General features: G+C 65.3%; 17 protein-coding genes and 1 pseudogene. 7 read left to right on the forward strand and 11 right to left on the reverse strand.

What is annotated here, in order from left to right; translation table 11 throughout:
- Positions 1 to 92 precede the first annotated feature (92 nt).
- Positions 93 to 1,874, forward strand: coding sequence for a metallophosphoesterase family protein (locus JOZ76_RS14530; RefSeq protein WP_291699318.1), 1,782 nt, complete (start codon positions 93 to 95; stop codon positions 1,872 to 1,874).
- Positions 1,875 to 1,974: 100 nt separating this feature from the next.
- Here the strand turns inward: JOZ76_RS14530 and JOZ76_RS14535 are convergent, their stop codons facing one another.
- Entirely contained in the window at positions 1,975 to 2,991 is a 1,017-nt protein-coding gene (locus JOZ76_RS14535; protein WP_291699319.1) for an AI-2E family transporter, read from the reverse strand.
- 269 nt (positions 2,992 to 3,260) lie between these two features.
- On the opposite strand from JOZ76_RS14535, the gene JOZ76_RS14540 reads away from it, so the two are divergent.
- The 6 genes from JOZ76_RS14540 (at position 3,261) to JOZ76_RS14565 (ending at position 9,379) form a co-directional block, all read left to right on the forward strand.
- On the forward strand, positions 3,261 to 3,863 hold the full coding sequence (locus tag JOZ76_RS14540) for an HdeD family acid-resistance protein (RefSeq protein ID WP_291699320.1): 603 nt from the start codon (positions 3,261 to 3,263) through the stop codon (positions 3,861 to 3,863).
- A gap of 68 nt (positions 3,864 to 3,931) precedes the next feature.
- Positions 3,932 to 4,162: a hypothetical protein gene (locus JOZ76_RS14545; protein WP_291699321.1), complete on the forward strand. Its 231-nt coding sequence runs from the start codon at positions 3,932 to 3,934 to the stop codon at positions 4,160 to 4,162.
- Between the two features lie 17 nt (positions 4,163 to 4,179).
- A complete protein-coding gene (locus tag JOZ76_RS14550; protein WP_291699322.1) occupies positions 4,180 to 5,220 on the forward strand; it encodes a patatin-like phospholipase family protein in 1,041 nt (346 codons plus the stop codon).
- A 13-nt stretch (positions 5,221 to 5,233) separates the two neighbouring features.
- Entirely contained in the window at positions 5,234 to 6,688 is a 1,455-nt protein-coding gene (locus JOZ76_RS14555) for a GntP family permease (protein ID WP_291699332.1), read from the forward strand.
- Positions 6,689 to 6,835: 147 nt separating this feature from the next.
- Entirely contained in the window at positions 6,836 to 8,356 is a 1,521-nt protein-coding gene (locus tag JOZ76_RS14560) for an FAD-dependent monooxygenase (protein WP_291699323.1), read from the forward strand.
- Between the two features lie 144 nt (positions 8,357 to 8,500).
- A complete protein-coding gene (locus tag JOZ76_RS14565; protein ID WP_291699324.1) occupies positions 8,501 to 9,379 on the forward strand; it encodes a transporter substrate-binding domain-containing protein in 879 nt (292 codons plus the stop codon).
- Between the two features lie 162 nt (positions 9,380 to 9,541).
- Here JOZ76_RS14565 and JOZ76_RS14570 read toward each other — a convergent pair whose 3' ends face one another.
- The 10 genes and pseudogenes from JOZ76_RS14570 to JOZ76_RS14615 form a co-directional block, all read right to left on the reverse strand.
- Positions 9,542 to 11,746 carry a lytic transglycosylase domain-containing protein gene (locus JOZ76_RS14570; protein ID WP_291699325.1) on the reverse strand — a complete coding sequence of 735 codons (2,205 nt, stop codon included), beginning with the start codon at positions 11,744 to 11,746 and terminating at the stop codon, positions 9,542 to 9,544.
- Positions 11,747 to 11,945: 199 nt separating this feature from the next.
- Positions 11,946 to 12,614: an amino acid ABC transporter permease gene (locus JOZ76_RS14575; RefSeq protein ID WP_291699326.1), complete on the reverse strand. Its 669-nt coding sequence runs from the start codon at positions 12,612 to 12,614 to the stop codon at positions 11,946 to 11,948.
- A gap of 227 nt (positions 12,615 to 12,841) precedes the next feature.
- Entirely contained in the window at positions 12,842 to 14,098 is a 1,257-nt protein-coding gene (locus JOZ76_RS14580; protein ID WP_291699327.1) for an NAD(P)/FAD-dependent oxidoreductase, read from the reverse strand.
- 18 nt (positions 14,099 to 14,116) lie between these two features.
- The gene (locus JOZ76_RS38550) at positions 14,117 to 14,467 is read right to left on the reverse strand and encodes an SDR family oxidoreductase (RefSeq protein WP_441300033.1); all 351 of its coding nucleotides are present in this window, start codon (positions 14,465 to 14,467) and stop codon (positions 14,117 to 14,119) included.
- A 68-nt stretch (positions 14,468 to 14,535) separates the two neighbouring features.
- A complete protein-coding gene (locus JOZ76_RS14590) occupies positions 14,536 to 15,489 on the reverse strand; it encodes a DMT family transporter (RefSeq protein ID WP_291699333.1) in 954 nt (317 codons plus the stop codon).
- Between the two features lie 431 nt (positions 15,490 to 15,920).
- The gene (locus JOZ76_RS14595; protein ID WP_291699328.1) at positions 15,921 to 16,760 is read right to left on the reverse strand and encodes an aldo/keto reductase; all 840 of its coding nucleotides are present in this window, start codon (positions 16,758 to 16,760) and stop codon (positions 15,921 to 15,923) included.
- Between the two features lie 241 nt (positions 16,761 to 17,001).
- On the reverse strand, positions 17,002 to 19,701 hold the full coding sequence (locus JOZ76_RS14600) for a nitrate reductase (RefSeq protein WP_291699329.1): 2,700 nt from the start codon (positions 19,699 to 19,701) through the stop codon (positions 17,002 to 17,004).
- A gap of 24 nt (positions 19,702 to 19,725) precedes the next feature.
- Positions 19,726 to 20,940: an NAD(P)/FAD-dependent oxidoreductase gene (locus JOZ76_RS14605; protein WP_291699330.1), complete on the reverse strand. Its 1,215-nt coding sequence runs from the start codon at positions 20,938 to 20,940 to the stop codon at positions 19,726 to 19,728.
- A 9-nt stretch (positions 20,941 to 20,949) separates the two neighbouring features.
- Entirely contained in the window at positions 20,950 to 21,375 is a 426-nt protein-coding gene (locus tag JOZ76_RS14610; protein WP_291699331.1) for a globin family protein, read from the reverse strand.
- Between the two features lie 60 nt (positions 21,376 to 21,435).
- Positions 21,436 to 22,144, reverse strand: a pseudogene (locus JOZ76_RS14615) (MFS transporter); the annotation flags it as partial.

A 22,144-nucleotide genomic window follows, 5' to 3' on the forward strand; every position in this document is an offset into this window, starting at 1 on the left:
CTGATCATCATGAAGGACGGCGTCATCTACAAGAACGCCATTTTCAGGTGATCGGACCCGCCAACATGTGATCGACGGCATGGGGTCGGACCATGACCAAATCGCCCGGGGATCTCGGCTCATCTGACGAGGCTGCCCCTTTCGGGCTTCCACTCATCGATCCACGCGAGGGCGATTTCGAAGACGACATCGCGAGCCCCGGGCGAAGATCGCTGCTCGCCATCGCCGGCAGCCTGCTGGTGGAAATCAGCCTGCCGAAACTGCTGTTCGCCTGGACGATGACGCTGCTGCTGCCGGCCACCCTGCTTGGCCTCGCACCGCTGGTGGCGAAGACCTGGCTTGCCAGCGTATCGGCCCACATCGTGGCGTTGACGGAAATCGGCGCTGCACTCGTGCTCGCCGCCGCGATCGCACTGGGATGGCTGGGGTGGCGGCCGCTATGGCGGCTGGCGGAAGACAATTTCTGGTCACTCCATGCGCTCGTCGTTCAGCCTGCTTACGCGTTCGGCTCCGAGCTGCTGCGCCATTTGGCTGAGCGACTGCTCGCTCGCCACTGGACGGTCCCGGCGCGGATGCGACTACGCGCGGCGAGTTCGGCCACCGCAGGGATCGTCATCTGCGGATGCGCGGCGGTGCTTGTCATCCTGGTGTGGCCGCACTCGCGCTGGATTGGCACAGCGAGCGACCTCGCATCGCCGTATGGCCTCATCGTCCCGACCGTTGCCAATGCCGCCATCCTGGTGCTCAGTTATTTCGCGATCTCCTCGCTGATCTGGGGTTTCGCGGACGCCGGCATGGATCAGCCTGCCGACCTGACCGCATTCGATGCTCCGCCTTCGGATCGTCGCAGCTGGCGTATCGCGCACGTTTCCGATCTCCATGTGGTCGGCGAACACTACGGCTTTCGCATCGAAAGCGGTCGCAGCGGCCCACGCGGCAACGAGCGCCTCCATCGCGTCCTGGCACGCCTTGCGGACATCCATGCGGCGCATCCGCTCGACCTCGTGCTCGTCAGCGGCGACATGACGGATGCCGGTCGCGCGGCAGAATGGGCTGAATTCCTCGATGCGCTCGCGCAATATCCGGCTCTTGCCGCGCACATGATCGTCCTGCCCGGCAATCACGATCTCAACATCGTCGATCGCGCCAATCCGGCGCGGCTCGATCTCCCGTTCAGCTCCGGCAAGCGACTCCGGCAGATGCGGACGCTGTCGGCGATGGCAGCGCTCCAGGGCGATTGCGTGCAGGTGATCGACGACCGCAAGAGCTGGCTGACGCTCAACGAGGCACTGAAGCCGCATCGCAAGAGGATCGCGAGCTTTGCGGATCGGGGCGGCCTGCTGCTCTCAACCAGCCTCGGGACCGTCTTTCACGATCAATTTCCGATGATCCTGCCTCCCCGGGATGCAGATGGCCTTGCGGTGGCTATCCTCAATTCCAATGCGGAAAGCCATTTTTCCTTTACCAATGCGCTGGGATACATTTCCGCCGAACAGGGACATCGTCTTGCCGCTGCGATCGACAGATTTCCCAGAGCCAGGTGGATCATCGCGTTGCATCATCACCTGCTCGAATATCCGAGGCCCGTTGCCCTTTCCGAACGCATAGGCACCGCGCTCGTCAACGGCGGCTGGTTCCTGCGCAAGCTCAGGCCGATCGCAGCGCGGACAGTCGTGATGCATGGGCATCGCCATGTCGACTGGATCGGCGCCTGCGGGATGCTCAAGATCGTATCGGCGCCCTCGCCGGTGATGGGCGCGACCAATGATGCGCCCACGCATTTTCACATCCATACCCTCGCCGCGGGCCCGGATGGGCGGATATGTCTTTTGGCGCCTGAGCGGGTCGAAATCGCCGGTTCGAACATGGGCTAGAGCGTTTTCGAGCGAAGCGGGTAACGGTTCGCGTGAAGAAAACGCGTCAAAAACAAGAAGCTGGAGCCTCCGTTCCGATTCAATCGGAACGGAAAAGGCTCTAGCCGGTCTTGCTCTGACCGGATCCGCCGAGGAGATCCGCAAGCCACCGGCTCGATGGATGCTGGCTGCAGAAGCTCAGTATCGCAAGTGCGATCGGAACGCCGATGAAGGTGCCGAACAGACCCCACAGAAATGTCCAGAACAGCGTCGCGAACAGCACGACCAACGGCGAGATCGAGAGCACGCTGCCCGAGAAGCGCGGCTCGATGTAGCTGCCGATCACGAATTGAATGACATTCAGACAGACGAAAACGATCACGACCGACTCCCAACTGTCGAATTGTGTCATCGCCAGTAACGTCGGAAACAAGGTTGCGATGAAGGGCCCGATGAATGGGATGTAGTTCAGGGTGAAGGCGATCACGCCCCATTCGACCGCGAACTGCAGGCCGGAGAGCCAGGCGAAAGCGCCGACGAACACGCCGGTCATCGCGCTCATCAGCGTCCGCACCAGCATATAGCGTCTCAGCTTCTCAGCTGTCGCGGCGCTTCCGTTCAGCAGAACCCGCGCAGCTTCGCGGTTGTCGAGCGCCTCGACGTTGCGCCTGATATCGTCGACCTCCAGCAACCCCAACGTTACATAGACCAGCGCGATCAGCCAAAATGTCAACGTGGTGTTGACGCGGCCCGTCACGTACTGCGTCGTTCGCAGCAGCCAGCGAACGTTGAAATGCTCGGCCCACAATCCCGCGACCGAGACGCCGTGACCGTCGAGCCAGCTCACGATGCGGTCGTACACTGACTGATAGCGTGCAGCATCCGTGAAAAATAATCCGCCGACCCGCCCAAAACCCCAGGCGGCCATCGAGGTGAGAGCAAGGCCTATGGCGAGGGTCATGACGATCGTGACCGCCAGCGCGGGCAGTTTCGAAATCCGCGCCTGCAGCCAGCTCTGGACCGGCCAGACCAGCGCGATGATGAAGAGCGCAAGCGCAACCGGAGCAAACACCGTGCTGGCCAGGCTTGCGGCGGCAGCGACAAGCACTGCCGCTATGATTGCGATACTGATTTTCATGTCCACCGGCTGTCGTTGTTGAAAGCCCCGGAGATTTCGCCTCTTCGAAACGGGTCGATGGCCCCGTCAGCCAGAGTCCGATGGCAATTCATGCGCCGCCTTGCGGTGAGCGCAGCGGTGAAACCATTGAATTCACAAAGCAAACAAGGCCTGCTCGGACCCCGGAAAAGCGGAAAAGGCCATCGTGGCCGCCATCGCATGTTTGTGCTATCCTTGCGTGTATCGAGCTGACAAGACGTCGGATTGGTTTTTCTCATCGGAGGACCGTCATGACAAGCGCTTCAGATACTCTGCACAATCTTCGAGCCGGTTCTGACATCACCCCGCTTCGCGCCAAATGGGGCTGGATCGTCGCACTCGGTGTCGTCTACGTCATCGCCGGCTTCATCGCGCTCGGCAGCATCGTGATGGCGACCGTGGCGAGCGTGTTCGTCGTCGGCGTCATGATGATCATCGCCGGCGTTGCCGAACTCATCAATGCCTTCCAGATCAAGAGCTGGGGCAAGTTCCTGATATGGGCCTTGCTCGGCGTGCTCTATATCGTTGCGGGTTTCGTGACATTCGAGAATCCGATCTTTGCTGCGGTGCTGCTCACACTGATACTGGGCGCATCGCTGGTCGCCTCGGGCGCCGTGCGGATCTTCCTGGCGTTCAACATGAAGCGGGAAACCCCCTGGATCTGGGTGGCGCTATCCGGCGTCATCACGCTGTTGCTCGGCCTGCTGATCCTGGCGCGCTGGCCGATCAACAGCATCTATATCCTGGGCCTGTTCCTTGGCATCGACCTGATCATGGCGGGCGCAGGCTGGATCGGGCTCGGCTTCGGCCTGCACCGGCGACCGCTGACGTCACAGGCGCCATCGCGGGCCTGATCGCGCGCGGACCGCCGCGATGCGACTGTCTTTGCAAGGCTTCCGCATGGCGGGAGGAGGATGGGCCTATGCGATGGATCTATCTGGCCGTGATCGTTCTATTCGCCGTCACCACGCTGGTCTTCGCCCTGCAGAACCTTGAAGCCGCGACGGTGGCGTTCCTCGGCTTCAGGATCCGTGCGCCGCTCGCGGTGCTGACAATCGTCGTCTACCTGCTTGGCGCGGCAACGGGTGGCAGTCTGCTGGCCTTGCTGCGCCGGTCCTACGCAGGCTCGAGACAGGCCATCGTGTCGCCCTGAAGAATCCGGAGCGCCGCGTGGACCAGCCACCAGAGGGGACGACGCGGACGCCGGTTCTGGTCGACCTTGCGCTGCAGGGCGGCGGCTCGCATGGCGCGTTCACCTGGGGCGTCCTGGATCGCCTGCTCGAGGAGCCGTGGCTGAAGATCGAGGCGATCTCCGGCACCTCGGCCGGCGCGATGAACGCCACCGTGCTGGCGGATGGCTGGACGGAAGGGGGCGCCGCGGGCGCCAAGCGGGCGCTCGACGCCTACTGGAGGCGCGTTTCGCGCGCTGCCGCGTTCAGCCCGTTGCAGCGCTCGCCGCTCGATCGCCTGATGGGCCGCTGGACGCTCGACACCTCACCGGCCTATTTCGCATTCGACCTGATGACACGGATACTTTCTCCGTATGATCTAAATCCGTTCGGCCTCAATCCGCTGCGCACCATACTCGCGGAGAGCATCGATTTCGAGCGCCTCAAGCGCAGCCCGATAAAACTCTTCGTCACCGCGACGAGCGTGCGCACCGGTCGCGGCCGCATCTTCCGCTGCGGCGAAATCACGCCCGACGTGCTGCTTGCCTCCGCCTGTCTGCCAACCATGTTCCAGGCGATCGAGATCGAGGGCGAGCTTTACTGGGACGGCGGGTACGCCGGCAATCCCACCATCACGCCGCTGGTCCGGGAGAGCGATGGAGAAGATACGATCCTGGTCCAGATCAATCCGCGCGAGCGCGCCGAGCCACCGCGCACGGCGGCCGAGATCCTCAACCGACTCAACGAGGTGTCCTTCAACTCGCCGCTCATGAAGGAACTGCGCATGATCGCCTTGCTGCGTCAGGCGGCCGACCCCGGCAGCGGCGAAGGTGCACGCTGGGCTCGGATGCGGACGCATCGGATCAAGAACGATCAGCTCGCGGCGTATGGCGCATCCTCGAAGCTGAATGCGGAATGGCAGTTCATCTCGTTGCTCAAGGACGAGGGGCGCCGCAGCGCTGACGAGTTCCTTGTGGCCCATGGCGACGATCTCGGCCGGCGCTCCACGGCCGATCTCGATGCGCTCATGGCGGAGTGCTGAGCCCATGACGTTGATCGGACTTGCCGGAATCCTTGGCGGGCTCGGCGTCCTGGTCGCGTTCGCCTATCGCGGCTGGAGCGTGCTGCTGCTCGCGCCGCTGGCCGCACTGGTTGCGGCGTTGTTCTCCCGCGAACCCCTGCTCGCGCACTGGACCGAAACCTTCATGGGCAGCGCGGCCGCGTTTCTGGCGCGGTTCTTCCCGTTGTTCCTGCTCGGCGCGTTGTTCGGCAAGCTGATGGAGGACTCAGGGTCGGTGACCGCCATCGCGCGCTTCATGACGCAGCGGCTGGGCCCGGAGCGGGCGATGCTGGCCGTCGTACTGGCCGGCGCGCTCGTGACCTATGGCGGCGTCAGCCTGTTCGTCGCTTTTTTTGTTCTGGCGCCGATGGCGCAGGAGCTGTTTCGCGCGGCCAACATTCCGCGCCGGCTGATGCCGGCCGCCATCGTGCTGGGCACCTCGACCTTCACCATGTCCGCCCTGCCCGGTACCCCGTCGATCCAGAACGCGATCCCGATGCCGTTCTTCGGCACCACGCCATTCGCCGCGCCAGGACTAGGTGTTCTCGCCTCGCTGATCATGCTCGCCTTCGGCCTGTGGTGGCTCGATCGCGAGACGAAGGCGGCCAAACTGAGCGGCGAAGATTTCGGCGGCGGTGCGCCGACGCCGGCCGACCGTCTGGCGACCGACGAGACGCTGCGCGAGCGTGCCGTGACCGCCCGCGAGTTCGACCCGGCGGAAATCGCGCACGGCCAGGAAACCGACACGCCACCGCCAATCGCGCTCGCTGCCTTGCCTCTCATGATGGTGATCGCCGTCAATCTTGCGATGTCGCTGTTCGTGCTGGGGGCGCTCGACACGCGCTATCTGGCCGAGTCCCGCTTCGGCGGCGTGTCGCTCGCCGACGTCGGCGGTGTCTGGGCGGTCATCACCGCGCTCGCCTGCGCCATCGCTACGGTGCTTGCGCTCCATCATCGACGGCTGCACGCCTTGCGCGCGACAATGGATGCCGGCGCCAATGCGGCGGTGCTGCCGGCGATGAGCGTCGCGAGCCTGGTCGGCTTCGGTGCGGCCGTGGCCGCGATGCCTGCATTCGCCGTGGTACGCGATGCGGTCCTCGGCATCGGCGGCGGCCCTCTGGTGTCGCTTGCGGTCGCAACCAACGTCCTCGCCGCTCTCACCGGCTCGGCATCGGGCGGGCTGACCATCGCGCTGGACGCGCTGGGCGCGACCTACATGGCCCGCGCCGCCGAGATCGGACTTGATCCAGGGCTCCTGCATCGCGTGGCGGTGATCGGATCAGGTACGCTCGACAGCCTGCCGCACAACGGCGCCGTGGTGACGCTCCTATCGGTCTGCGGCGCGACCCACGGCGAAAGCTATCGCGACATCGTCATGGTCGGCATCGTGGGCGCCATGCTTGCGCTCGCCGTTGTGATCGCGCTGGGCTCGATGGTCGGATCTTTCTGAACCATGTGCCTTCTGGACGCCGCGCGCCCAAGCCCAAGCGGACACTACTCTCCCAAGTCTAATATGTGGTGCGCAAGGGACTTGCTTCAAGAGCGGCATCATCCCGTAGAACCCGCCGGCCGAATCCACAACCGACGGGGTCACGACATGAGTGCATTGCTATCCACGCAGGCGTCGCACACGGCCGACAGGAGTGCGGCGATCCCCGACCATGCGGCGGTGATCGCCGGTGCAGGTCCGACCGGGCTGATGCTGGCGGGCGAATTGGCGCTGGCGGGCGTCGACGTTGCGGTTGTCGAGCGGCGCGCCAGCCAGGACGTCGTCGGCTCCCGTGCGGGCGGGCTGCACGCGCGGACCATCGAGGTGCTCGACCAGCGCGGACTGGCCGATCGGTTCCTCTCGGAGGGAAAGCTGACGCAGCTCACAGGCTTCGCCTGGAATCCCCTCGACCTCAGCGATTGTCCGACGCGGCACAATTACGGGCTCGCGCTGCGGCAACACCATATCGAACGCATCCTGGCGGGCTGGGTCGAAGATTTGGCCGTGCCAATCCATCGCGGACGGGAGGTCACCGGGTTTGCGCAGGACGACACCGGCGTGGACGTCGCGCTGTCCGACGGCCGGTCAGTGCGGGCGAAATATCTGGTCGGCTGCGACGGAGGACGCAGCGTGGTTCGCAAGACGGCGGGCGTCGAATTTCTGGGCTGGGATCCGACGATCAGCAATCTGATGGCGGAGGCTCAGATGACCGAAGAGCCGGAATGGGGTCTCCGCCACGATGCGCTCGGCTTCCATGGCCTCAGCAAGTCGGAGAATGGGCGTGTGCGGGTCCTGGTGACGGAAGGGCATCTTGATCGCACCGGCGAACCTACTCTGCGCGACCTCAGCGAGGCCCTCATTGCCGTGTACGGGACCGACTACGGACTGCATAGTCCGACCTGGATCTCGGGATTTACCGATGTGACCCGGCAGGCGGCGTCGTACCGCAAGGGACGGGTGCTGCTGGCCGGCGATGCCGCGCACGTCCATCATTCGGTCGGCGGACAGGGCCTCAACACCGGGGTGCAGGATGCCGTGAATCTCGGATGGAAGCTGGCCCAGGTGGTCAAGGGGACATCTCCGGAAAGCCTGCTGGATAGCTACCAGGCCGAGCGGCATCCCGTCGCGGCGCGGGTGCTGCGCAACACGATGGCGCAGATCGCGCTGCTGCGCCGCCAAGACGACCGCCTGCAGGCCGTGCGCGACATCATTGCCGAGCTCCTCGGCATGGACGAGCCGCGCAAACGTTTTGCCGCGACGATGTCTGGCCTCGACATTCACTACGACCTCGGCGAGGGGCATCCGCTGCTCGGACGCCGCATGCCCGATCTCGACCTCGTCACAGCGAATGGTCCGCTGCGGATCTTCACGCTTCTGCACCGGGCGCGGCCGCTGCTGCTCAATCTTGGAGAGTCCGGCGGCTTCGACATCACACCATGGGCGCATCGGCTGCAGTCGATCGACGCGGACTATTCGGGCCGGTGGGAGCTTCCGGCGCTCGGCGCGGTCACCGCACCCAAAGCCGTGCTGGTTCGGCCGGACGGATATGTCGCGTGGGTGGGAGACACGGCGCAGCACGGGCTGGCCGAGGCGCTGACCGCCTGGTTCGGACCGCCCGCCACGACGTAGCGCGCGCGATGGCGGCAGGCCCCGCCCCTGGTTCATCCTTGCACCGCCTGCGCAGGTCACCCGGCCCATTATTGCCGAATGCGGTGCACTTGCTGCTCTTCCATGTGGACAGTAGGCTTTGCCCAACCCGACAGGAGGCTTTTCGTGACGCAAACCGACGAATCGAAAATATCAGAAGAGCGCCGCGAGGCGCTGCGCTATGCGCTGGCGATCGGCAGCGGCGCGGCACTGGCGGCCGCGACAGTGGCGCCTGCAAGAGCGGAAGATGCCGCCGACAACACGCTGGACCGCGTGCGCGCCGCAGGAGTCATGCGGATCGCGGTGCTGCCGGGCGAGCTGCCTTATTTCAACAAGGATCTGGCGAGCGGCACCTGGTCGGGCATGTGCATCGAGATGGCGAATGACATCGCAAAGCTGCTCGACGTCAAGCTCGACTATATCGAATCGACCTACGGCAACTCGATCCTCGACCTGCAGGCCAACAAGATCGATGTCGGCTTCGCCCTCAATCCGACGCCGCAGCGGGCGCTGGTGGTCGATTTCTGCGGCGCGGTGTTTCATCACCCGTTCGGCGCCATGCTCAAGAAGGGCATGGAGGCGAAAACCTGGGCCGACATCAATAAGCCCGAAGTCAAGATCGCGGTCGACGTCGGCTCCGCCAACGAGGCGGTGGCGCGGCGCTTTGCGCCCAATGCCACCATCAAGTCGCTGAAATCGCGCGACGAGGTGATGCTGGAGATGTCGTCGGGCCGCGTCGACTGCGTGGTCAACGCGCTGGTGCTGGGCCTGACCGCGATCGCCAAGAACCCCAATCTCGGCACCTACAAGATCCTTCAGACGCCGTCGGTCGCCATTCCCTCCAGCATGGCGGTGCGGCGCGAGAGCGACAAGCGCTGGCGGGATTTCCTGGCCGTGTGGGTCGACTACAACCGCGGCATCGGCCAGATGCGCGAATGGTTCGTCAAGGGCCTCGCGCTGAGCAATGTGAAGCCGGAAGACGTGCCGGTGGAGCTGAATATCTAGCGCAAGAGCCGATCGCCCCCTGATGTCTCCGCGTCGTCATGGCCGGGCTTGTCCCGGCCATCCACGTCTTTTGCCTCTAGTCCAAGCAAGACGTGGACGCCCGGGTCAAGCCCGGGCATGACGAATGTGTGGGAACGGTCAAATCCCCAACTCACACCGCCATCACTCGCCGGGAGCGGCCGAGGCTTCCGTCCGCGGCGGCGCGCCTGAGCTGGCCTGCTGCGTGGTCGGCGGAGCGACTTTGCCGAGCTCGGAGGTGAGGGCCGCCGCGCCATTGTCGAAGCGGACGCGATAGACCTGCACGTTTTCCATCACGCGCTGGACGTAGTTGCGCGTCTCGGCGATCGGGATGCGCTCCACCCAGTCGATGGCATCGACGTTGGGATCGCGGGGATCGCCGTGGCTCTTCACCCAGTCGCGTACCCGGCCGCGCCCGGCATTGTAGCCGGCAAACGTCATGATCTGCGAGCCACGATATTCGCTGAGCAGCGCGCTGAGCTCGGCCGCGCCCATCTGCGTGTTGTAGACGGGATCGGACACCATCTTGTCCCAGTCATATTCGACGCGGAAGCGTTTTGCGGTGTCACGGCCGGCCTCGGGCGTCACCTGCATCAGGCCGACGGCGTTGGCAGAGGACCTGTCTTTCTGGTTGAACGCGCTTTCGGTGCGCGCCACCCCATAGATGATGCTGCGGTCGATCGCCGGCCCGATCGGATTGTGCTGCGGAATCCCGATGGTCGGAAACGCGTAAGGGTCGAGCCCCAGGCCGCGCGCCAGCGCGGTCTTGCCGAGCTCCAGCATGGCATGGGCGTCGTTGTGACGGCCGGTCACCTCGGCCACTGCCGCAAGCGCCGCCTCGTCCGTCGAGTTCTCCGCGAGATCAGCGACGAAGCACATGACCGCTTCGCGCTCGCCGATCGTATACAGGACGTCGGCGGCGTGGGCGAGTTCGTCCGCGAACGCCGAATGCGCGGTCGTCTGCGGCTCGCCCGGCGTGCGCAGCTCGATCCGCTCCAGGCCAAGCCGCGCGCGGGCGAGCTGTCCGTAATAGGCCGTGCCGTGCTGTGCGGCCGCCTGGTAGGCGTTGCGCATCGCCTCGGTCTCGCCCTTCGCTTCCGCGGCCCGGCCGCGCCAGTAGTTCGCGCGCGCCAGCACGATCGGATCGGCCGAGCCGTCATCGATATGGGCGAAACGCTCGGCCGCGGTTGCAGGATCGTTCAGATAGCGCAGCGCGATCCAGCCCGGCAGAAAATAGAATTCGGCCCGGTAATTCTTGTTGGCCGGCAACGCCGCTTCCCGCGTCACCTGATAGGCCCCCTTGATGTCGCCGGCATCGAGCAGTTTTCGCGCGAGGATCCGCCGGACTCGCCACCACTCGTCCGTATCCTGCAGCGCCATGCCGTCGCGCGGTGCACTCTGCACCAACTGAAGCGCGTCCGCGATCTGATCCTTGCGCAGCATCTGTTGGATGCGGCAGAGCGTGAAGCCGAGATCCCGCCGCGCGTCGCCAGCGACATCGCTCAGCTTGTCGGCCGCCTTGTCGTCGTTGCCGGAGACCGCGGCGCACGCCTTCACGATCGCGACATCGTCATCGCCGACCCGGCGCGCGGCGCGCATCGCGCCGGCAAAATCCTTGGCGCCGATGCGCCGGTCCATGCGGGCGCGATGGTCCTCGCGCGTGAACAGGTCGTGGAACGTGTCGAACGCATCCGCCTCGCTGCGCTCGGTCAATTCGTCCGACCGCCAGGCCTCGCGCGCCAGCCGCGCGGCGCCGTCGCGGTCGCCCTCGCCGAGCAGGACGCGGGCCAGCGCAAAGCGGCCCTTCGCGGTCAGCGGCTGATCGCCGATGAATCGGCGCACCGTCGCTGGATCGCTCTTCTCCTGCCACAGCCGCGCCTCGGCGCGCCGGCGCATCAGCCCTGTGCCTGGCCAGCCCGGATTGTCGGCGACGAACGCCGCATAGCGGTTGAAGGTCGCCTCGGACTCGGAGTGTCTCAAGATGAACCACTCGGCGAGAATTTTCGCGACGGGATCGCCGATGGTCTGGGCGGTTGCGGTCGCATCGCTGGTCTTGCCCTGGCGAATCAGGTCGAAGGCGCTCTTGATCAGCGCGGGATCACCCGTGAGCTCTGGAGCTTTCGCGCTGTCAGCGGCTGCCTCGCTGCTGGGCTTGGCGCGGGCCGCGACCTGGTCGGCATGTTTGCCCTGCTTCGCCGCAGCCTCACCATGCCGTGCCTCATGCGCGGGAGCGGCCTTCTTGCCGTGCGAACCATGCTTTTGTGGCGTGCGGGCAAGCCCTTGGCTGGACAGGCCTGCGCACACGGCCAGGGTCAGGACACACGTCAGCGGACGGAAGGTGTGGGTCATTCCGTGGCCCCCCTGCGAACCGCCGGCACGAACCATGAGATCGCATGATCCGTCCGGTCAAAGCGAAATGAAGCTAGCACAGCACGCACGCGCAACTGTCGCGTGTATGCAACACCAACAGGGAAAAAATGCGGCACCGCGGGCGCGTCCCGGGGTACCGATGCGGTAATTTCGTCGCTTCCGCGTTCGATCGGAGATCCTACGCCTTGTCGTAGGTCATGCCGCGCTCGAGCGTGCGCCCGGCAAGGGTCGCCGGAAACAGGATCGCGAAATAGATCAGGGCCACGATCGTGTAGACCTCCAGCGGCCGGTAGGTCTCGGCATTGATGAGCGTGGCGTTGTAGACGAGGTCGGGAACCGCGATCACCGACACCAGCGAAGTGTTTTTGAGCTGCGTCACGGACTGATTGACATAGGGAGCCATCATCGGCTTCAGCGCCTGCGGCAGGATGACGAGTCGCAAGAGATGCCAGCCGCGAAAACCGAGCGCGTGCGCCGCATCCCATTGCCCGCGCGGCACGCTCTCGATGCTGCCGCGGACGATCTCGGCATAGAATGCGCCGCCATAGAGCGTGAGCACGGTCACCGCTGCGACGTGAGCCGGGATGTTGAGCCCGATCACGACCGGGAAGGCGTAATAGAACCAGACGATCTGGACCAGCAGCGGCGTGCAGCGGAACAGTTCGATGTAGGCGATCAGCAGCCAATCGATCACCGGCCAGCGTTTAAGGCGCAGCATGCCGACGATCAGGCCGAGCAGCGTGCCGAGCAGGATGGTGCCGATCGTATACGCCACCGTCCAGCCCAGACCGAGCCAGAACAGATGGCTGTATTTGCCGAGAATGGAAAAATCCCAGACGTAGTGCATGTCCGCTCCGCGCTACGACACACCAATCGGATGAGAATCGTTGATGGAATCGATCGCGGCGAACTCGGTCTGCTCCCCTCCCCCTTGCGGGGAGAGGTCCGGGGTGGGGGTCCCGGGATTGAGCTCGTCGTGGGGTACCCCCCTCCCCAACCCTCCCCCGCAAGGGGGGAGGGAGCGCACCGCCGTTGCCGTTAATGCCGCGCCTCCCTTTCCGCAGTTGTTAGTCATCAAAGATACCGGCTCGGCAAGAAGGCAGCGACGTCGAACGGCGGCGCCACCCCGCCGATCATGGCCGCGATGGCAAGGCCGGTGCCTGCTCCGGTCGTGAAACCGATGTGCTGGTGGCCGAAGGCGAGCCACAGGCCGGCATGTCGCGGCGCCGGCCCGATCATCGGCAGACTGTCCGGCAATGTCGGCCGCGAGCCGCGCCACGGCTCGCCCACAGCCTCGCCGAATTCGACGACGCCGCGCGCCTGCGGCACCACCGCATCGAGCTGCGCGAGCGACGACGGCGCGTCGCGATCGGTCAGCTCGACACCGGTCGTGATGCGGATGCCCTGCTCCATCGGCGTGATCAGGAAGCCCTTGTCGCTGTCGTGGATCGGCCGCGCGAGCGGACGCGAGGGATTGGGAGAAAAATGCTGATGATAGCCACGCTCGAAACCAAGGGGCACGCGATAGCCGAGCGTCTGCAGCAGGTCCTTCGACCAGGGGCCGAGCGCGACCACGACATGGCGCGCGCGCACCTCGCCCCCCGCCAGCATGACGCGCCAGCCGTCGCCATCGCCTGCGATCGCCTGGATGTCGGCGCGGCGGATCTCGCCGCCGCTTGCCGCAAACATCTGCGCATAGGCTTTGACGACGGCGCCGGGCGAGTCGACCGACGCCGTCTCGGTGTGCAGCAGCCCGACGCTGTAGACCGGCAGGATGCCCGGCTCGAGCGCGGAAATCGCCTGACGATCCAGCAGCTCGCTCTTGATGCCATAGTCGGCGAGCGCCGCCTGCTCTGCTTTGGCAGTTGCTGTCGCATCGCTGCGCCAGGCCTTCAGCCACCCAGTCTCGCGGATGCGCGCCGCCGCGCCGGCCTCGACGATCCACGCGCGGTGCACGCTGAGCGAGGCGGCGATCAGGCCGCGCAGCGCGGTCGCGCGCGGCTTCGTCCGCTCTGGCGATGCATTGGCGAGAAAACCCGCGACCCATCGCGCGTTGCGCAAGGCCCAGGCCGGATTCCAGCGCAGCGCGGCATTTCGGTTGGTCAGGTAGGCCGGAAGGTTGCGCCAGAGGTTTGGCATGTTGAGCGGAAAGATCGAGCCGCTCGAGAGAATGCCGGCATTGCCGTAGGAGGTTTCGCTGCCCGCCTCGCGGCGATCGATGAGGACGACCGAAAAACCGCGCCGCCGCGCTGCATTGGCGGTGGCCACGCCGACCATGCCCCCTCCCAGGACTGCGACATCCGCTCGCTCAGCCGTTTGATTCACCGACATTCCCACACCATAAAATCTTCACATCAGAGCAAGACCGCCATCGACCGGCAACATTGCCCCGGTCACATGGCTCGCCTCTGGCGAGACCAGAAACGCTACAACCGCTGCGACCTTATCGGGCTCCGCCAGGCTCCCAACCGGATGGCCTTGGCGACGCGCCCAGGCCTGCGCGTCCAGCGCACCCGAACGATGCCGGAGCCGCTTCCGGTGATGATGGAAACGCGCATGAGCTGCTTGTCTTCGCGTGATCAGGGGCGAACTATAGGTTCGGCGATGACAAAAGCAAATGATGCACCAGCTTGCGTTCGCCTCGGACCGCGGATGGGGCCTCTCGTCCGAGACGTCGCGCAAGAAAGCGCGGCTCCTCACGATGAGCGGTTTCGCCTCGCGCCGCGCACACGAGCCGGATCACGCGATATCGTTCAGGGGAAAAAGGCTCAGGCGTTCGGCGAGGACTCGCCGGCGGCGGTCAGAAGCTGCGAGCGGCGCACCCGCTCGCGATGCGCGGTGTAGAGGCCGCTGCCGACGATGAAGGCGGCGCCAATCACGGTCCAGAGATCCGGCACCTCGCCAAAGATCAGAAAACCGAGGATCGAGACCCAGAGCAGCTGAGTGTAGGAGAATGGCGCCAGCACCGAAGCGTCGGCGTAGCGGAATGCGAGCACGACGATCCACTGCCCCGCGGTGGAGGCCACGCCGATCAGGAGTCCGAGCAAAATGGCGTTCAGGCTCGGCGTCACCCAGACGAACGGAACCATGGCCGTGAGGATAGCGACACCGGCGATCGACGAATAGATCATCGTCGTGGTCGCATGCTCGCGGCCGCTCATCATCCGCGTCATGATCAAGGTCGTGGCCCAGCAGAATGCCGAGACGATGGGAAAGAACGCGGCGGCATGGAACGCGCCGGTGCCCGGGCGCAGGATGACCAGCACGCCGAACAGGCCGACAGCAGTGGCGAGCCAGCGGCGAATACCGACCTTTTCGGACAGGAAAATGATCGACAGCGCGGTGACGAACAGCGGCGAGACAAAGCCGGTGGCGGAGGCTTCCGCGATCGGCAGATAGCGCAGTCCCGTGATGAAGAACAGCGACGAGCCGAGCAGTGCCGCTCCGCGCAGCAGCTGGAATCCGGGCCTGGTCGAGCGCAGCGCATAGATCGGCGTGCCCGGCACCATCGCCGGCACCATGATCAGCGCGAACACCAGAAAGCGGATCCAGGCGATCTCGATCGAGGGCAGGCTCGTCGAGAGAAATTTCGCCGTGATATCGGAGGTGCCGAGAAACACGGTCGAGAGCAGGATCAGCGCGATGCCCTTGAAAGGCCGGTCCGCACGCGCGGGCGCGCGCCGCACGGCACGTCTTTTTACGGGCAATGTTTTTACGGGCAATGGCAGCGATGCGCTGTCGAGCCTTGCGGCTGCAGCGGCGGCAGGAGGCGGGGTCACGGTCTGGCTCGGGATAACGGTCGAATCGGCAGAGACGAAAAAACGCTAATTGATCGAGGTGAACAACACCCGAAAACAGGCAGCCGATATGCGCGATTGGGCAGATCGGGGCGCCTGTTGAAACACTTTGTTAAGAAGAGTGTCTTGCTACCACCTTGTGAGAATTGATTCAACGCGAGCAAGGTCGGCGGTGCGCTCCCTCTCCCCGTTCTTACGGGGAGAGGGTTGGGGTGAGGGGCTTTTTCACGCACCAAGACCCGTGGAGAGTCCCCCTCACCCGCATCGCATCTGAAGATGCGATGCGACCTCTCCCCGCAAGCGGGGCGAGGTGAACGGAGCGCGCGGAACGATCGACCAAGCAATAATGATCGCTCTCACAGCATTGGCAGGCTGCGCGGCGGCGCGCCGCGCGGAAAGGCCTGATCGAGCGCCGCGATTTCTTCTGCTGTCAACGCGAGATCGCCGGCCGCCGCATTCTCGGCAGCATGCGGCGCCGTGCCGGCCTTCGGGATCGCGAACAGCGCCGCCTTGCGCGTCAGAAAGCTCAGCGCGACCTGGCGCGGCGTGGCCTGATGCGCATCCGCGACTTTTTGCAGCACGGCGCCGGCGCGGCTCGTTGGCCCAGGAAAATCATTGTGGCCGAACGGCGAATAGGCGACCACCGCGACGCCATGGCGTTCGCACCACGGAATCACCGCGTGCTCGATGGCGCGTTCCTTTAAGTGATAGAGCACCTGATTGCAGGCGATTTTGCCGTCGCCCGCGACCTCGTGCAGTTCGTCGAGATCGTCGACGTCGAAGTTGCTGACGCCCCAGGAGCGGATCTTGCCGTCGCTCAGAAGTTCCTCGAACGCGGCAACGGTTTCGGACAGCGGAAACGAGCCGCGCCAGTGCAACAGATAGCAGTCCAGTCGGTCGGTCTTCAGCCGCCGCAGCGAGCGCTCGCATGCTGCGATCGTGCCGCGCCGCGATGCGTTGCTCGGCAGCACCTTTGAGACCAGAAACACCTCGTCGCGGCGGCCGGCGATCGCATCCGCGATCACGGGTTCGGCCTCGCCATACATCTCGGCGGTGTCGATGTGGCTCATGCCAAGGTCGAGGCCGCGGCGCAGCGCTGACACCGCCGCCTCGCGATCGCCGCGGTCGATGTACCAGGTGCCTTGTCCGATCACGGATGTCGTCTGGCCGCTATGGCCGAATGGTTGTTGTTTCACGTTGACCTCTCGTCGTTCCCCGCGACCCGATGCCGATGTCCTTGACCTGGACAGCCCCGGTCGCCGACTCCGTGATGTAGAGGCGGGCGCGAGTTTTTCCAACTATGGCGGCATTGAGTATCGGAGAAGCACGGTCATTCCGGGATCCGCGAAGCGGAGACCGCAGATGCGCAATTGCGCATCGGGGATTCTCGAGACTCCGGTTCGCATCTTCGACGCGCCCCGGAATGACGGCGAGAAACTAACGCGCAGCCACTGCTTGCTTCGACGTCGAGCTGACGCCCGCTTCTGCGATCAGCCGCTTCATTTCCGGGATGCAGGAACCGCAATTGGTCCCCGCCTTCAGCCGCGCGCCGATCTCAGCGGCCGATCTGGCGCCCGCGGCGATGGCATCGCAGATCGCCGTGCGGCCGACGCCGAAGCAGGCGCAGACGATCGGCCCCGAATTGGCGAGGCCCTCGCTGGCGCGGCCCGACAGCAGCATGCGGCGTTCGTCGTCGCCGAGTTGCTCCTTGGCAAACAGGGCCTTGACGACCTCCCAGTCGCCGGCATCGTGTGCAGGGCCAAGGAACAAGCACGCGTCGATGTGGCCCTCCGCAAAGCTCGCCGCGCGAAACACACCGCCGCCGAAATCGCGATATTCGGCGACGTCATCGCCTGACATGGCCTTGAACCATGCCGGCCAGCGCGCGAGATCGGCATTGTCGGCGAAAAGATAGCCATAACCGCCGGTGATCGCGGCGCGGACCCACCAGACATTGTCGGGCAGCTTGAGGAGCCGGCGCGACAGCGCAAAACCACGGAACACATATTCGTACGGCGTGATCGAGACCGGCGTCGCCTTGGCCTCGGGCTGGCCGGAGAACGGATCGGTGAACGCTGAGACCAGCGCGCCGACCCTGGCATGCGACGCCATCTCGTCGTTCCAGTGGATCGGGGCGAACAGCATGCCGCGCTGCTGCCGCGGACTGAGCACGACCTTGAGAATGCAATGTCCGTGATCGGTCGTGACGCGCGCAAAACTGTCGTCGGTGACGCCGAACCGCGCCGCATCGTCGGGATGGATCTCGACATAGGGTTCGGGCAGATGCTGGCCGAGGCGCGGGCTGAGGCCCGTGCGCGTCATGGTGTGCCACTGGTCGCGGACGCGCCCGGTGTTGAGCCGAAGCGGCCGCCCGGCATGGGTCTCGCTGCGCAGCGCCGGAATGTCCGGCGCAACGAAGCGCGCCTTGCGATCCGCGGTGAAGAAGCCGCCCTTGGCGAAGAAGCGCGGCGAGTTTTCCACGCCCTCGCGCATCGGCCACTGCACGGGCGCCATCCTGTCGAACGCCTCGTCCGAGAGCTGTGCCAGCGCGCCGATGTCGAAATCGCGCGCGCCATCGTTCTCGAAGGCGGACAGCCGCGCATGTTCGCGGAACACGTCGGCCGCCGAGCCGTAATCGAACGCGGCCTTGAAGCCGAGGCGTTTTCCCACCTCACTCAAAATCCACCAGTCCGGCCTCGCCTCTCCCGGCGAGGGCAGGAAGGCGCGCTGGCGCGAGATGCGCCGCTCGGAATTGGTCACGGTGCCGGATTTCTCGCCCCAGGCCTGGGCCGGAAGCAGCACATGCGCGCCGCTGTTGACCGTGTCGTTGGAACGCACATTCTCCGAGACGACGAACAGCTCCAGTTTTGCGAGCGCGGCGCGCACGGCATCCGCATCGGGCAGCGACACCACCGGATTGGTGCCGATCACCCACAGTGCCTTGATCTCGCCGCGGCCGATCGCCTCGAACATCTGCACCGCCTTCAATCCCTCATGGGTGGCGATGCGCGGCGCCTGCCAGAAGCGGCGGACGCGATCGATCTCGGGAGGCGTAAACCCCATATGAGCGGCGAGCTGGTTGGCAAGCCCGCCGACCTCGCGGCCGCCCATTGCGTTGGGCTGGCCGGTCAGCGAGAACGGGCCGGCGCCTACCTTGCCGATCCGCGCCGTGGCTAGATGGCAGTTGAGGATGGCATTGACCTTGTCGGTGCCCTGCGCAGACTGGTTGACGCCCTGCGAATAGAGCGTCACCACGCGCTCGGTCTGCCGGAACATTTCGAAAAAGGCGGCGACATCGGCCTCGCTCAGACCGGTCGCGAGCGCGGTGGCCGCCGCGCTTCCCGCCATGCCGCGCGCCCGCGCCAGCGCCGCGTCAAAACCTTGCGTATGGTTCTCGATATAGCCGCGATCGAGTGCGCCGTTGTCAGCGAGATGAACAAGAAGTCCTGCGAACAGCGCAGTGTCGGTGCCGGGCCGCACACCGAGGAACAGGTCGGCATCTTCAGATGTGTCGGTGCGGCGCGGATCGACCACGACGATGCGGGCGCCGCGGCTCTGCTTGTTGGCGAGCATGCGCTGAAACAGCACTGGATGGCACCAGGCCGCATTGGAGCCGACCAGCACCAATAGATCGGCGGTGTCGAGATCCTCGTAGGTGCCGGGCACCGTGTCGGCCCCGAAGGCGCGGCGATGGCCGGCGACGGAGGAGGCCATGCAGAGCCGCGAATTTGTATCGACATTGGCGGTGCCGACAAAACCCTTCATCAGCTTGTTGGCGACGTAATAGTCCTCGGTCAGCATCTGCCCGGAGAGATAGAACGCCACCGCATTGGCGCCATCGCGGGCGATGATGTGCTGCAGGCGATGGGCGACATGGTCGAGCGCATCGCTCCAGGCGACGCGCTCCATGACGCCCTTGCAGCGGATCATCGGATGCAGCAGCCGGCTCTCCAGCGCGAGCGTCTCGCCGAGCGCCGAGCCTTTCGAGCACAGCCGCCCGCGATTGGCGGGATGCTCGCCATCGCCTGAGATCGCGGCACCGCCCTTGCCGTCGGGGGTTGCGAGCACGCCGCAGCCGACGCCGCAATAGGGACAGGTGGTCCGCGTCGTGCGCAGACTGGGATCGATCGCGGTCATGGCAACAACACGCTTCCTTCGGGACTACGCGGCCGTCGGCAATGCAAACGAGCGGCCGAACATCATGTCGGACCGGATCGCCGCGACCTGTTTCCGCTCCCGGATCAGTTCGAGATACCAGAGCGCGTCCGCCGTATCGCCGACCAGCACCGCACCGACCAGCCTGCCATCCGCGATCACCAGTTTCTTGTAGGTGCCCCGCCTGATGTCGCTCAGCATGATCGCTTCACTGCCGTCCGTCCCTAAGAAATCGCCGGCGGAAAACACGCTGACGCCGGACACTTTCAGGTTGGTCGCAACCACGCTGCCGGCATAGGCGGCCGGCCGTCCCGCAAGATGCCGCGCCAGCACGCGTGCCTGTTCATAAGCGGGTTCGACCAATCCGTAGCAGACGCCGCGATGCTCGGCGCATTCGCCGAGCGCGTAGATGTCGGGCGCGCTCGTCTGCAGGACGTCGTCAACCATGATACCGCGGTTGACCGCAATCCCGGCTTGCTGCGCCAGCACCGTATTCGGCCGGATGCCGGCAGCAAAAACCACGGCGTCGGCCTCGATCTTTCGTCCATCGGCAAGCTCGACGCCCTCGACCCGCGTCGAGCCGTAGATGCGCGCGGTATCGGCCTTGAGCAGCACCTCGACGCCCTTGCGTTCGACCATCATCTTCAGGAGGTCGGCCGCAGGCGGATCAAGCTGGCGCTCCATCAAGCGGTCCATCAGATGCAGCAAGGTGACGGGCGTGCCAGCCTTGGCGAGCCCATAAGCCGCCTCCAGCCCCAACAATCCGCCCCCGACCACGACGACCGGCCGCTTGCGCATGGCCAGCGCCAACAAGAGATCGACGTCGCGGCTGTCGCGGAACGTGTGCACGCCGGCAAGGTCGACGCCGGGCAGGTTGAGCCTCAGCGGCGAGGAGCCGGTGGCAAGCACGAGGCGGGAAAACTCGACCGACTCGTCGCCCGCGATCTTCAGCTCGCGCCGGCCGACATCGATCTCGGTGACGAGGGAGTTGTATTTCAGCGTGACGCCGCGGTCGCGCCACCAGGAGGCCGGCTTCAGCTCGATGTCGTGCGACGCAATCTCGCCCGCGAGCACGGACGACAGCAGCACGCGATTATACGCAAGCCGCGGTTCGGCGCCGATCACGGCGATCGCGTAACGGCCGAGCGAGGTCTTCGCCAACTCATCGACCAGTCGCGCGGCGGCCATGCCATTGCCGACGATGACGAGCGGTTCACTCATTGGACTTCCTCATTCCGCGGCTTCACGGCCGCCATAGGCGACCGAAATCATGTAGGTAGACAGCGTCCCGTAGGCCGCGCCCCAGGCCGCGGCGAGTTCTTCCGTCCAGGCCTCGCCCAGCCCCTGCTCCAGTGTCCACAGCAGCGTGGCGCCCACCACCGGATAGTGCTCCGCCTTCGCGCCATAGGCGACATGACGCGTCGCCAGGGCGCTCGCGGCCGGCAGGATCGAATCCAGATTGGACAGCCCGTTCACGACGGCGGCGAGCGTCGCCAGCAGTTTCTTGCGCTGCTCGGTCATGTCGGCAGGAAACATCGCCTTGACCGCGGGCGCGACCTCGAAGAGGCGGTCGTAGAACATCACCGCTGCCGCCTCCGAGATCGGCACGACCTTGGCAAAGCTCTGCTGCACGAGTGCCACCTGTTCTGACGTCATGTCGTTCTTCCTTCGCGATGGTTGCCTCTCCCCGCAAGGTGCGGGGAGAGGCCGGAACAATTACACGCGCGCCTCGGCAAGGCTGGTCGCACCCGCAGCTTCCGGGCTGCGGCGCAGGTAGTACCACCAGGTCAGCGCCAGGCAGGCCGCGTAGAAGCCGAGATAGATGACGAGCGCGAGCTGCGGGCCGCCGGTGATCGCGATCGACTTGCCAAAGCCGCTCGGGATCAGATAGCCGCCGCAGGCACCGACCGCGCCGATGAAGCCGAGCGCGGCGCCGCTCTCGATTCCAGCCGTCTTCAGCGCGGCGGCGCGCGCGGCATCGCCCGCACCACGCACCTTTCGCAGGTTTTCCTCGCGGAAGATCGAGGGGATCATCCGGTAGGTCGAGCCGTTGCCGATGCCGGTGGTGACGAACAGGATCAGGAACATCACCAGGAAGCCGGCAAAGTCCTTATTCCCCACGAAGTACAGCACGCCGATGGTGGCCGCCGCCATCGCGATGAAATTCCAGAACGTCAGGATCGCGCCGCCGATCTTGTCGGCGAGCAGGCCGCCGACCGGCCGCGCCAGCGAGCCCACCAGCGGGCCGAGGAAGGCGATGCCGACGGTGATCGCCGGGAACTGGGTCTTGATCAGCAGCGGAAACGCCGCCGAATAGCCGATGAAAGAGCCGAAGGTGCCGATATAGATGATCGACATCACCCAGGTGTGCTTGCGCTTGATGATCGCGAGCTGGTTCTTGATCGACGACTTGGCCGAGCTCAGA

Origin of the sequence: Bradyrhizobium sp., from assembly GCF_019244115.1 — a bacterium.
Taxonomy (GTDB): domain Bacteria; phylum Pseudomonadota; class Alphaproteobacteria; order Rhizobiales; family Xanthobacteraceae; genus Bradyrhizobium.

Excerpts from the sequence above, each read along its gene's own strand:
- JOZ76_RS14530 (WP_291699318.1), top strand. The coding sequence starts at position 93 with ATGACCAAATCGCCCGGGGATCTCGGCTCATCTGACGAGGCTGCCCCT.
- JOZ76_RS14535 (WP_291699319.1), bottom strand. The coding sequence starts at position 2,991 with ATGAAAATCAGTATCGCAATCATAGCGGCAGTGCTTGTCGCTGCCGCC.
- JOZ76_RS14540 (WP_291699320.1), top strand. The coding sequence starts at position 3,261 with ATGACAAGCGCTTCAGATACTCTGCACAATCTTCGAGCCGGTTCTGAC.
- JOZ76_RS14545 (WP_291699321.1), top strand. The coding sequence starts at position 3,932 with ATGCGATGGATCTATCTGGCCGTGATCGTTCTATTCGCCGTCACCACG.
- JOZ76_RS14560 (WP_291699323.1), top strand. The coding sequence starts at position 6,836 with ATGAGTGCATTGCTATCCACGCAGGCGTCGCACACGGCCGACAGGAGT.
- JOZ76_RS14570 (WP_291699325.1), bottom strand. The coding sequence starts at position 11,746 with ATGACCCACACCTTCCGTCCGCTGACGTGTGTCCTGACCCTGGCCGTG.
- JOZ76_RS14575 (WP_291699326.1), bottom strand. The coding sequence starts at position 12,614 with ATGCACTACGTCTGGGATTTTTCCATTCTCGGCAAATACAGCCATCTG.
- JOZ76_RS14580 (WP_291699327.1), bottom strand. The coding sequence starts at position 14,098 with ATGTCGGTGAATCAAACGGCTGAGCGAGCGGATGTCGCAGTCCTGGGA.
- JOZ76_RS14600 (WP_291699329.1), bottom strand. The coding sequence starts at position 19,701 with ATGACCGCGATCGATCCCAGTCTGCGCACGACGCGGACCACCTGTCCC.
- JOZ76_RS14605 (WP_291699330.1), bottom strand. The coding sequence starts at position 20,940 with ATGAGTGAACCGCTCGTCATCGTCGGCAATGGCATGGCCGCCGCGCGA.
- JOZ76_RS14610 (WP_291699331.1), bottom strand. The coding sequence starts at position 21,375 with ATGACGTCAGAACAGGTGGCACTCGTGCAGCAGAGCTTTGCCAAGGTC.